This window comes from Klenkia sp. AC732 (assembly GCF_979256525.1).
Map to the genome: position 1 here is coordinate 124,347 of NZ_CEEDOS010000005.1, position 11,192 is coordinate 135,538.

Consider the following 11,192-nt stretch of genomic DNA (forward strand, 5'->3'; position numbering starts at 1 on the left):
GCAGGTCGGGATCAGGCGGCGGCGAGCTCGGCGGCCCGGCGGGCGGCGCCGTCCATGGTGTCGACCACGGTGACCAGCGGGTGGGCGGCCTCGGCGAGGATCCGACGGCCCTCCTCGACGTTGTTGCCGTCGAGCCGGACGACGAGGGGCTTGGTGGCCTCGTCGCCGAGGATCTCCAGCGCGGAGACGATGCCGTTGGCCACGGCGTCGCAGGAGGTGATGCCGCCGAAGACGTTGACGAAGACGCTCTTGACCGCGGCGTCGCCGAGGATGATCCCCAGGCCGTCGGCCATGACCTGCGCGGAGGCGCCGCCGCCGATGTCGAGGAAGTTGGCCGGGCGGACCCCACCGAACTCCTCGCCGGCGTAGGCGACGACGTCCAGGGTGCTCATGACCAGGCCGGCACCGTTGCCGATGATCCCGACCTCGCCCTCGAGCTTGACGTAGTTGAGGCCCTTCTCCTTCGCGGCGGCCTCGAGCGGGTCGGCGGCCGCGGCGTCCTCGAGGGCGTCGTGCCCGGGCTGCCGGAAGGCGGCGTTCTCGTCGAGGGTGACCTTGCCGTCCAGGGCCAGGACGGTGCCGTCGGGCGCCTTGGCGAGCGGGTTGACCTCGACCAGGGTGGCGTCCTCCTTGGAGAACACGTCCCAGAGCTTGATGGCGATCTCGATGACCTGGTCACGGACCTCGGCGGGGAAGGCCGCCGCGTCGACGATCTCCTCGGCCTTGGCACGGTCCACGCCCACGGTGGCGTCGACGGGGATGCGGGCCAGCGCCTCGGGCTTGGTCACCGCGATCTCCTCGATCTCCATGCCGCCCTCGACGGAGGCCATGGCCAGGAAGGTGCGGTTGGAGCGGTCGAGCAGGTAGGAGAAGTAGTACTCCTCCGCGATGTCGCTGGCCTGGGCGACCATCACCTTGCGGGTGACGTGGCCCTTGATGTCGAGGCCGAGGATGTCCGTGGCACGGGCCTTGGCCTCCTCGGGGTTGTCGGCGAGCTTGACGCCTCCGGCCTTGCCCCGGCCGCCGACCTTGACCTGGGCCTTGACGACGACCTGGCCCGCGATGTCGCGGGCGATGGCCTCGGCCTGCTCAGGGGTCTCGGCTACGCCGCCGGGGAGCACGGGGACGCCGTGCGCTGCGAACATGTCACGGGCCTGGTACTCGAAGAGATCCACGAAGAGGGACCGTAACGCGACCGGCACGTGCCTGCCGATGACGTCGGACGCACAGTGCGCGGCATCACAGGGTCCGGGGCACCTGGTCGCAGCCGGTCAGCGGGGCACGAAACGCTCGGCGGGGTCGTCGTCACCGGGCCGGACGGGGGCCGGCCGCCAGCGCGAGGCGAGCGCGGTGAGCCCCAGCGCCAGCAGGCCGACGACCAGCAGGCCGATCCCGGGGACGGTCCAGTCCAGGGCATCGGAGTGCAGCGCGTCGCGCCAGCCCGCCAGACCGGCCGCCAGCACGGCGACGGCGACGGCGAGCAACCCGCCGACAGCGCCGAGCCTGGGTCGCAGCGAGGGCGCGACGACGGCGGACAGCAGCAGCGCCCCGGCCAGCAGCAGCCCGCCGAGCAGGGCCAGGCCGGGCCGCTCGAGCAGCGCCCGGGGCCCCTCGGCCGAGACCACGGTGACCAGTCCGGTGGCGGGATCGGTGACCAGCCGGTCGGGGACGTCGGCGGCGGGCAGGGCGAGGCACAGCACGGCGCCGACACCCAGGAGCACCGCGCTGCCGGCGAGCACCGGGCGCAGCGGGTCCAGGGTGCCGGCGTCCTCCATGACGGTGCGGCCCCACGCGGCCAGGGCCAGGACGCCGGCCAGCACGGTGAGCCCGAGGGCCACCACGCCGAGCGTCCAGCCCGCGGCGGTCTCGACCGAGGAGGTCACGACCAGGTCGCCGGCCAGCACCTCGGTCCCGGCCCGACTGGTCGAGGCGCTCCCCTGGTGGAGCTCGATGAGCAGTCGTCCGACGGCGAGGGACCCGGCGACGGCCGTGTAGGCCAGCCCGAAGCGCGGGACCCGGCCCAGTGCGAGGCCGACCCCCACGGCGACGGCCACCAGCGGGGCGACCAGCGCGACGAGCACGTCGAAGGGACCGGTGGCGAGAGACAGCTCGCGACCGCCGACCACCAGGTAGGTGGGCAGGGTCGCGGCGGCACCCACCAGTCCGGCCAGCGCGAGCGCCACCCCCGCGACCCTGGCGAGCACGGGCACGTCGCCGAGGACCAGCGTCTCCGGCGCACCGCTGTCGGCGACGGCGCGGGCCCGGGCGGCGCGCCGCTCGGCAGCGGTCCGTGGCGCGTCCGCGGGCCTCGCCCCGGACCGCCGTGCCGAGGCCGCGCCAACCGTCGTGCGTGCGCCGCGGGTGCGACCGCCGGTGCCGCTCGGGGCCCCGGTGGACCGGTCTCCTGGCTCGCGCTGTGCCACGCGGGTCCCTCCTCGGTGTCGCTGTGGGTCGTCGGGTGGCCTGGGTGGCCGGCGCCGCCGCGGTGCCCGTCTCCGGGGCCGACCTGCGGCGAGTCCGTGCTGGTGGGCGGGCCGTCCGGTCGTGACCGGACCGTGATCGTGTCGCACCCCGGTGTGTGACGCTCGGCACACGCGGGCATTACCGTGTCGTGAACGGGGCAGGACGAGTGGGCTCCGACACACCCGTGCGGGCGCCGGCCCACCCCGCGGGCCCACCCGGACCGAGGAGGCGCACGTGACCACCCTGCACGTGGCAGCCAACACCGCCGGTCCGTCCCCAGCCTGGCACGACAGCGGGTCCGAGCCGCCGAACGGGGGCGTCGGCGGGTCCGCCGTCGCGACCGTGGCCGGCGCCGCCCGCGCCCTGCGGTCGCTGTGCACCCCCGCCACCGTCACCGGCGGGCTGACCGAGCTGGCCTGGGTCGGCGCGCACGCCCTGCTGTGGCCCCTGGGCACCCGGACGCAGCAGCGCGAACCCGACGCCGCGGTGCGCCCGGAGTGGCAGCCACCCGCCGTCCGGGCCTTCTTCGCCGAGGACCCGCTGGCCGCCCGGGTGCCCGTCGTCCTGGTGCACGGCATGGTCGACAACCGCTCGGTCTTCACCGTCATGCGACGTGGCCTGCGTCGCCGCGGCTTCTCCTGCGTCGGCACCTGGGACTACAGCCCGCTGGTGCAGGACGTACGCGAGGCCGCCGACCAGCTCGGCGCGCACCTCGAGCAGGTGTGCCGGGAGACCGGCCACGACCGGGTCAACGTCGTCGGGCACAGCCTGGGCGGCCTGGTCGCCCGGTACCTGGTGCAGCGGCTGGACGACAGCCGGGTCCGGTCCCTGGTCACGCTCGGGTCCCCGCACAGCGGGTCGCTGTGGGCACACGCGCTGCCCATCCCGCTGGCCAGGCAGCTGCGGCCCGGGTCAGCCCTGGTCCAGGAGCTCCAGCTGCCCGCGCCCGGCCGGCACACGCCGATCACCGCGGTGTACAGCGACCTGGACCAGCTGGTCGTGCCCTCGTCCTCAGGGCGGGTGGACCACCCCGACCTGCGCGCCCGCAACGTGCTCGTCCGCGGCGTGGGGCACATGTCGCTGCCCATCCACCGGGGCGTGGTGGAGGAGGTGGCGGCGACGTTCGCCGGTCACCGGTCGGTCGACCGTGAGCCGTCCGACACCGCGGTCGCCTGACACCGCGGTCGCCCGCCCGCCGCACGACCCCGCAGGTCACCCCGGGTTGCGCCCCGGCCCGCCGACCCGGTCACCGAGCGTGACCTGAGGTCGACTCGGCGACACGCCGCGCGCCTCCGGGACCTCGGCACTCACCGGTGGTCACAATGCGATCACGCCGTCGGCAACCCCTGCCGGCGCACGTCGGACCCCTGACGTACCAACTGACACGACGTCGAACGCCCCGCACCCCGCCCGCCACGGTGGGGTGCACCCGCTCCCCCGGTGCGGACGACGTCTGGAGAAGGTGCCCGTTTGTCGCGCCAACGTGAGCTGGTGGGCCGCACCCGGCCCGGCCGCCCGGTCCGGGACCGGACCGCGGTCGAACCCCTGGTCGGCGACCCCGCCGGAGGACCCGTCGGGCTGCTCGACCGCCCGCTGACCGACCCCGGCACGCCGCGCGTCCCGCGCCCCCGGGGCACCGACCCGACCGACACCGGCGCCCGCACCACCGGCCGCGACACCGCCCGCGACACCGACACCGACCTGTCGGTAGCCCGGGTCCTGCAGGCCACCCCGGCCGGGGACGGCCGACGCGCCACCGAGCCCGCCGGCACCGCCGCCGGGGCGAGCGGCCCGGCCCGCCGCCGTTCCCACCCCCCCCCGCCCGGACGCCGCGCCCCGCTGCTGCTGGTGGCCCTCGTGGTCGGTGCCGTCATCGCCGCGCTCCCCGGGGGGATCGGCTCGCGCGCCGCCGCCCCGGCGCCCGTCGCCGCGGCCGGCGACTACGGCCTCAGCGCCGAGGACGCCAACTTCGCCGGCGGCATGGACGACGTCTCGGCGCGCCGGGAGATCACCGCCGCCGAGGCCGCAGCCCGCCTCGACGCCCTGGCCGCCTCCCGCGCCGAGCGCGAACCGGACTTCGTGTTGCCCACCGAGGGCCGGATGAGCACCTGCTTCTGCATGCGCTGGGGCACCATGCACTGGGGCGTGGACCTGGCCGCCCCGCTGGGCACCCCGATCCTCGCCGCGGCCGACGGGGTCGTCCTGCGCTCGGGCCCGGCCAGCGGCTACGGCAACGCCATCTACATCCAGGACGCCGACGGCAACGTCGAGATCTACGGCCACATGCGCTACCTCTACGTCGAGGCCGGGGACGTCGTCTCCGCCGGTGACCTGATCGCCAAGGTCGGCAGCGAGGGCCAGTCCACCGGGCCGCACCTGCACTTCGAGATCCACCTGGGCTCCATGACGGGCCGTCCCACGGACCCGCAGGAGTGGCTGGCGGAGCGGGGCATCGAGATCGGCTGAACCCCAGCCACAGACGCCACCGGGCGGTCACCCCTCGTGGGTGACCGCCCGGTGGCGTCCGTGGCTTCAGGGTGCCGGAGCCTGACGCCCTACAGCTTGACGAGGGGTGCGTACCGGAGCACCAGGCGCTTGGTGCCACTGGATCCGAAGTCCACGGTGGCCTGGGCCTTGTCGGCCGCACCGGTCACCTCGACGACGGTGCCCAGCCCGAACGCGTCGTGGCTGACCCGGTCGCCGACGTCGACGCTGATCACCTTGCGGTTGCCCAGCCCACCGCGCAGGCCGCCGGTGGACAGCCCCGTCGAGGCCACCCGCTGCTGCGCGGAGCCGTACTGCGCGCTGGGCTTGGGGTCGATGCCGGTCCAGTGCACGGTGTCCTCGGGCAGCTCGTCGAGGAACCGGGACGGCGGGTTGTACGCCGGCTGCCCCCAGCTGGTGCGCACCGTAGCACGGGACAGGAACAGCCGCTCGCGGGCACGGGTGATACCGACGTAGGCCAGCCGGCGCTCCTCCTCGAGCTCCTTGGGGTCGCCCAGCGCACGCAGGTGCGGGAAGACGCCGTCCTCCCAGGCGGTCACGAAGACCACCGGGAACTCCAGGCCCTTGGCGGTGTGCAGGGTCATCATCGTGACCACCCCGGCGTCGTCCCCGGTGACCGGGATCTGGTCGGCGTCGGCGACCAGGGAGACCTGCTCGAGGAAGTCGGTGACCGTGCCCTCGGGGTTCACCACCTCGAACTCGGCGGCGACGCTGACCAGCTCGTGCAGGTTGTCCACCCGGCCCTCGTCCTGCGGGTCGGTGGAGGACTCCAGCTCCGAGAGCAGGCCGCTGCGATCCAGGATCGACTCCAACAGTGCGCTGGGGCCCGAGCCGGTGGCGAGCAGGTGCTCGAACTCCTCCAGCAGCGACACGAACTCCTGGATCGCCTTCAGCGACCGGGTGGCCAGACCGGGGGCGTCCGCGGCCCGCCGCAGCGCGGTGGCGAAGGCGATCCGCTCCCGGTCGGCGAGCTGCTCCACCGCGGCCTCGGCGCGGTCGCCGATGCCGCGCTTGGGGGTGTTGAGCACCCGGCGCAGGCTGACCACGTCGGTGGGGTTGCTGACGACCTTCAGGTAGGCCAGGGCGTCCCGGACCTCCTTGCGCTCGTAGAAGCGCACCCCGCCCACGACCTTGTAGGGCATGCCGACCCGGATGAACACCTCCTCGAACACGCGGGAGGCGTTGTTGGTCCGGTAGAAGACCGCGATGTCGCGCGGCTTGGCCTTGCCCTCGTCGACCAGGGCGTCGATCTGCTCGGCGACCCAGGCGGCCTCGTCGTGCTCGTTCTCCCCGACGTAGCCCTCGATGAGCTCGCCGTCCCCGGCGTCGGACCACAGGTTCTTGGGCCGCCGCGCGGTGTTGCGGGAGATGACCTGGTTGGCGGCCTTGAGGATGCGCTGGGTCGAGCGGTAGTTCTGCTCCAGCACGATCGTGGTGGCGTCGGGGTAGTCGCGCTCGAACTCGTCGATGTTGCGGATCGTCGCGCCCCGGAAGGCGTAGATCGACTGGTCGGCGTCACCGACGACGCACAGCTCCGCGGGGGGCACCGGGCTGTCGCCGTAGCCGACGATCTCCCGGACCAGCGCGTACTGGGCGTGGTTGGTGTCCTGGTACTCGTCGACCAGTACGTGCCGGAAGCGGCGGCGGTAGTGCTCGGCGACGTCGGGGAAGGCCCGGAAGAGGTTGACCGTGGTCATGATCAGGTCGTCGAAGTCCATCGCGTGGGCCTCGCGCAGCCGCCGCTGGTAGAGCTTGTAGACGTCGGCCAGGACCTTCTCCGGCGGGGTGACCGGGGCGAAGGACTCCTCGTCGACCAGCTCGTTCTTCAGGTTCGAGATCTGCGCGGCCAGGCTGCGGCCGGGGTAGCGCTTGGCGTCGAGCTCCAGGTCCCGGGCCACCATCGTCATCAGCCGGACCGAGTCGCCCTGGTCGTAGATGGTGAAGCTGGTCTTCATCTGCAGCTTGGCGGCCTCGGCCCGCAGGATGCGTACGCACATCGAGTGGAACGTCGACACCCACATCGCCCGGGCGCGGGGCCCGACGAGCTGGGCGACGCGCTCCTTCATCTCACCGGCGGCCTTGTTGGTGAAGGTGATCGCCATGATCTCCCCGGGCGTGGCCCCGCGGGCGCCCAGCAGGTAGGCGATCCGGTGGGTCAGCACCCGGGTCTTGCCCGAGCCGGCGCCGGCCACGATGAGCAGCGGCGAGCCCTCGTGGACGGTCGCCTCGCGCTGGGGGCCGTTGAGCCCGGCGAGCATCCGCTCCAGCTCCCGGCCCACCTGCCCGCGGGGCTGACGGGGCAGGGCGGCGGTCCCGGGCAGGGAGGTCTGGGGGCTGCTCATGTCCCTCCCATCGTAGGCCGGACCTCCGACACCGACCGGGCGCTGTGGACGGGTCTGGCCCTCCTCCAGGGGCCTGTGTCAGACTCCACACGTGCTCAGCCAGCGAGAGTTCGCCTACGGCCACCGGGATCCGGTCGCCGTCTCGCCGAGCTAGCCGCTCACCGACACAGCCCCGGGCCCGATGCGCCCGGGGCTCTTCTGTGTCCGGGGCGCATGGGCCTCCCCCACCTGGAGGACCGACATGAGCACCACCGTGGAGAACACCGTGCCGAGCACCCCGTCCAGCGCCCCCGAGGGCAGCACCGGCAGCACCGGCCCCGAGCCCACCGCCCCGGCCGAACGGATCGCCGAGCTGCGGGCCGAGATCGACGCCTGCGACGCCGCGATCATCGCCGCGGTGCAGCGCCGGCTGGAGGTGTCCCGCGAGATCGGGCAGCTGCGCCGGGCCGCAGGCGGGACCCGCCTGTCGCTGGCCCGTGAGCAGGCCGTGCTGGCCACCTTCTCCGCCGCGCTCGGGCCGGCCGACGGGACGACGCTGGGCATGATGCTGCTGCGCCGCGGGCGCGGCGCCCTCTGAGCCCGCGGGGAACACCCCGGCCCGTGGCGGGCTTCCACGGTCTGTGACCCAGCCGAAGCAGCCCGCCGCCCACGTCGACCGGGTCCTCTGCGTCCTGGCCCACCCCGACGACGTCGACTTCGGCAGCGCCGGCACCGTCGCCACCTGGACGGCGGCCGGCACCGAGGTCGTCTACTGCATCGTCACGAACGGCGACGCCGGCGGTTTCGACGACACCCCGCGGGAGCAGATGCCGCTGCTGCGCCAGGCCGAGCAGCGCGCGGCGGCCGCGGCGGTCGGCGTCACCGACGTCCGGTTCCTGGGCTACCCCGACGGCCGGCTGGAGCTGACCCTGGACCTGCGCCGCGACATCAGCCGGGTGATCCGCCAGGTCCGCCCGCAGCGGGTGCTGACGTCGTCCCCGGAGCGCATGTACGACCGCATCGGGGCCAGCCACCCCGACCACATGACGGCCGGGGAGTCCACGCTGCGCGCGGTCTACCCCGACGCACGCAACCCCTTCGCCCACCCGGAGCTGCTGGCGGAGGAGGGCCTGGAGGCCTGGACGGTGGACGAGGTGTGGCTGGGTGCCAGCCCGCGGGCCGACCACGCCGTCGACGTCACCGACGTGGTCGAGCAGAAGTTCGCCGCGCTGGAGTCCCACGTCACCCAGGTCGCGCACCAGCCCGAGGGCCAGCTGCGCCAGTTCGTCACCGGCTGGATGGCCCAGACCGCCCGCACCCACGGCCTGCCCGAGGGCCGGCTGGCCGAGGCCTTCCAGGTCGTGCACACCGCCTAGGCGGCACCGCTCAGAGCAGGCGGTTCGTCGCCGCCCAGCGGGTCAGCTCGTTGCGGTTGGACAGCTGCAGCTTGCGCAGCACGTTCGAGGCGTGCGACTCCACCGTCTTGACCGAGATGAACAGCCGCTGGCCGATCTCCCGGTAGGTGTAGCCCCGGGCCAGCAGCTGCATCACCTCGCGCTCGCGGGCCGAGAGCAGGTCCAGACCGGGGTCGACGTCGGGCTCGGGCGCGGGGGCGGCCGGTCCGGCGGCGAAGGCGTCCAGGACGAAGCCGGCCAGCCGCGGGGAGAACACCACGTCGCCCTCGGCGACCCGGGAGACGGCGTCGCGCAGGTCCGGCCCGGAGATGGTCTTGGTGACGTACCCGCGGGCGCCGGCCCGGATGACGGCGATGACGTCCTCGGCGGCGTCGGACACCGACAGCGCCAGCCACCGGACGTCGGGCAGCTCCGGGCGCAGCTGCTCCAGGACCGCACGCCCTCCCCCGCCGGGCAGGTGCACGTCCAGCAGCACGACGTCGGGCCGGGTCTCGCGGACCCCGGCGACCGCACCGGCGACGTCGGCGGCCTCACCGACCACCTCGACGGCGTCGCCCAGTTCGGCGCGCACGCCGGACCGGACCATCGAGTGGTCGTCGACCAGGAAGACACGGGTCACGACGACGCTCCTCGCTCGCTGCGCGGCAGGGTCAGTTCCACCTCGGTGCCCTCCCCGGGGTCGGAGTGCACGACGGCGGTCCCGCCGACGCGCTGCAGGCGGCCGACCACGGAGTCCCGCAGGCCGCGCCGGTCCAGCGGCACCCGGGTCGGGTCGAACCCGGTCCCGCGGTCCCGGACGAACACGGTCACCGCCGACGCGGTGACCTCGGTGTAGAGCGCCACCTCGGTGGAGCCCGAGTGCTTGGCGGCGTTGACCACCGCCTCCCGGGCGGCCTGGCCCAGCGCGGCGACGGCGTCGTCCACCGGCAGGTCGCCGACGACGACCGGGTCGACGGTGACCACGTGGTCGGCCTCGACCTCGGCCACCAGCCGCTCCACCAGACCTGCCCAGGTGCCGCCGGTGGCGACCTGTGGGGCGTACAGCCAGCTGCGCAGCTCGCGTTCCTGGCTGCGGGCCAGCCGGGCCACCTGGGTGGGGTCGGCGGCGTGCCGCTGCACCAGCGCCAGCGTCTGCAGCACCGAGTCGTGCAGGTGGGCGGCGACCGCGGCGCGCTCCTCCGAGCGGATCCGGGCGGCCCGCTCCTCGGCGCGGGAGTCCAGCAGCCGGCGCCACAGCGGTGCGGTGGCCAGCCCGATGCCGACCAGCACCACCAGGGTCGCGGCGAAGCCGTTGCGGGCGTTGACCAGCTGCCCGGTGGTGGCCAGCAGCAGCACGACCCCACCCACGCCCAGCAGCACCCCGACGACCAGCCCCCAGCGGGCGGTGGAGCGGGCCAGGGTGCGCTCGGTGTCCAGCTGGTACCAGATGACCGCCAGCCCGACCCCGGCCAGCAGCAGCGGCACGAGGACGTCGCCGCGGCCCCAGCTGGACAGCTGGCTGGTCAGCACGACGGCGACGACACCGAGGAGCACCACGCCGACCAGCTGCCGCCGGCTCGGCGCGTCCGCCGCCGGCGGCCGCTCGGAGTCCGCCGGGGCGGCCTTCATCGACAGCCACAGCAGGGCGTAGGCGATGACGCCGATGCCCCCGACCGCCAGCAGCCCGAAGGCGACCCGCACCAGCACCGGGTCCAGCCGCAGGTGGTCCGCGGTACCGGCGGCCACCCCGCCGAGCAGCCGGCCCGAGCGCGGGCGCAGCAGCGGCGGCCGGGCCGGGAGGACGGCGGCGGCCGGCGGCCGCGTCGTCGTCCCCGGGTCGGTCACGTGATCATCGTGTCACCGGCGACGGCCGCGCCACACCCGGTGACACCCTGTGTCCACCCGGGGCAGGACCAGGGTGTCCCCCGGTTCCGCCGGGCGCCGCGGGCGCGCAGGGTCGGGACGTGTCCCTCCACGGTCTGGCCCTGGCGTTGTGGTCCGCGCCCGCCGGACCGGCGCCGCTGGCCCGCTTCGCCGCCTCCGGTGGCACCGCCACGCTGGTGCAGTCCGCGGTGTTCCTGCTCGCCGGCGGCAGTCAGGCCGCGAACCTGCTCGCCACCGCGGTGGGGACCGTGCTGGCCAACGAGCTGCACCGCCGGGTCACCTTCCACGCCGGCGGCCGGACGACGTGGTGGCGGGCGCAGTGGACCGGTGGCGGGGTGGCCCTGGTCGGCCTGGCCGCCAGCAGCTCGGCCCTGGCCCTGTGGGAGACCTGGGCCCCGGGCGCGTCGGCCGCGGCCGCACTCGCGGTGCTGCTGGGGGTCACGACGGCCGTGGGGCTGGCCCGGTTCCTGGTGCTGCGCCGGGTGCTGTCCCCCACCCCGACCCGCGCCTGACCACCGGGAGAGACCAGGGTCGGGTCCGGGGGTTCCCCGATGGTGCGGGGCCCCCTCCCGTCGGCAGGCTGGTCCCCATGACGAGCACCTTGTCGGTGCGGCTGCGGCCCCCG

The 11,192-nt window shown here is 74.7% G+C and carries 10 protein-coding genes; 5 read left to right on the plus strand and 5 right to left on the minus strand.

Annotated elements, in window-relative coordinates:
- Positions 1–11: 11 nt before the first annotated feature.
- Positions 12–1,175 carry an ADP-forming succinate--CoA ligase subunit beta gene (gene sucC / locus AC0IVP_RS03875; RefSeq protein WP_056289035.1) on the minus strand — a complete coding sequence of 388 codons (1,164 nt, stop codon included), beginning with the start codon at positions 1,173–1,175 and terminating at the stop codon, positions 12–14.
- 96 nt (positions 1,176–1,271) lie between these two features.
- The gene (locus AC0IVP_RS03880; RefSeq protein WP_471754701.1) at positions 1,272–2,183 is read right to left on the minus strand and encodes a hypothetical protein; all 912 of its coding nucleotides are present in this window, start codon (positions 2,181–2,183) and stop codon (positions 1,272–1,274) included.
- 514 nt (positions 2,184–2,697) lie between these two features.
- Here AC0IVP_RS03880 and AC0IVP_RS03885 point away from each other — a divergent pair.
- Entirely contained in the window at positions 2,698–3,639 is a 942-nt protein-coding gene (locus tag AC0IVP_RS03885) for an alpha/beta fold hydrolase (protein ID WP_235564374.1), read from the plus strand.
- A gap of 315 nt (positions 3,640–3,954) precedes the next feature.
- Positions 3,955–4,929, plus strand: coding sequence for a M23 family metallopeptidase (locus AC0IVP_RS03890; RefSeq protein WP_471754703.1), 975 nt, complete (start codon positions 3,955–3,957; stop codon positions 4,927–4,929).
- 89 nt (positions 4,930–5,018) lie between these two features.
- Here AC0IVP_RS03890 and pcrA read toward each other — a convergent pair whose 3' ends face one another.
- Positions 5,019–7,310, minus strand: coding sequence for a DNA helicase PcrA (gene pcrA / locus AC0IVP_RS03895; RefSeq protein ID WP_471754705.1), 2,292 nt, complete (start codon positions 7,308–7,310; stop codon positions 5,019–5,021).
- Between the two features lie 241 nt (positions 7,311–7,551).
- Between pcrA and AC0IVP_RS03900 the strand changes: the two genes are divergently transcribed.
- Both AC0IVP_RS03900 and AC0IVP_RS03905 read left to right on the plus strand, forming a co-directional pair.
- The gene (locus tag AC0IVP_RS03900; RefSeq protein ID WP_056289044.1) at positions 7,552–7,887 is read left to right on the plus strand and encodes a chorismate mutase; all 336 of its coding nucleotides are present in this window, start codon (positions 7,552–7,554) and stop codon (positions 7,885–7,887) included.
- Positions 7,888–7,930: 43 nt separating this feature from the next.
- Positions 7,931–8,665: a PIG-L deacetylase family protein gene (locus AC0IVP_RS03905; RefSeq protein ID WP_056289047.1), complete on the plus strand. Its 735-nt coding sequence runs from the start codon at positions 7,931–7,933 to the stop codon at positions 8,663–8,665.
- A gap of 10 nt (positions 8,666–8,675) precedes the next feature.
- On the opposite strand, the gene AC0IVP_RS03910 is transcribed toward AC0IVP_RS03905, so the two are convergent.
- Complete coding sequence (locus tag AC0IVP_RS03910; RefSeq protein ID WP_471754707.1) at positions 8,676–9,323, minus strand: response regulator; 648 nt, start codon at positions 9,321–9,323, stop codon at positions 8,676–8,678.
- Positions 9,320–10,528: an ATP-binding protein gene (locus AC0IVP_RS03915; protein WP_471754709.1), complete on the minus strand. Its 1,209-nt coding sequence runs from the start codon at positions 10,526–10,528 to the stop codon at positions 9,320–9,322. Before AC0IVP_RS03915 ends, AC0IVP_RS03910 begins: the two co-directional genes overlap by 4 nt.
- A gap of 119 nt (positions 10,529–10,647) precedes the next feature.
- Between AC0IVP_RS03915 and AC0IVP_RS03920 the strand changes: the two genes are divergently transcribed.
- Entirely contained in the window at positions 10,648–11,079 is a 432-nt protein-coding gene (locus AC0IVP_RS03920; RefSeq protein ID WP_056289053.1) for a GtrA family protein, read from the plus strand.
- Positions 11,080–11,192 lie beyond the last annotated feature (113 nt).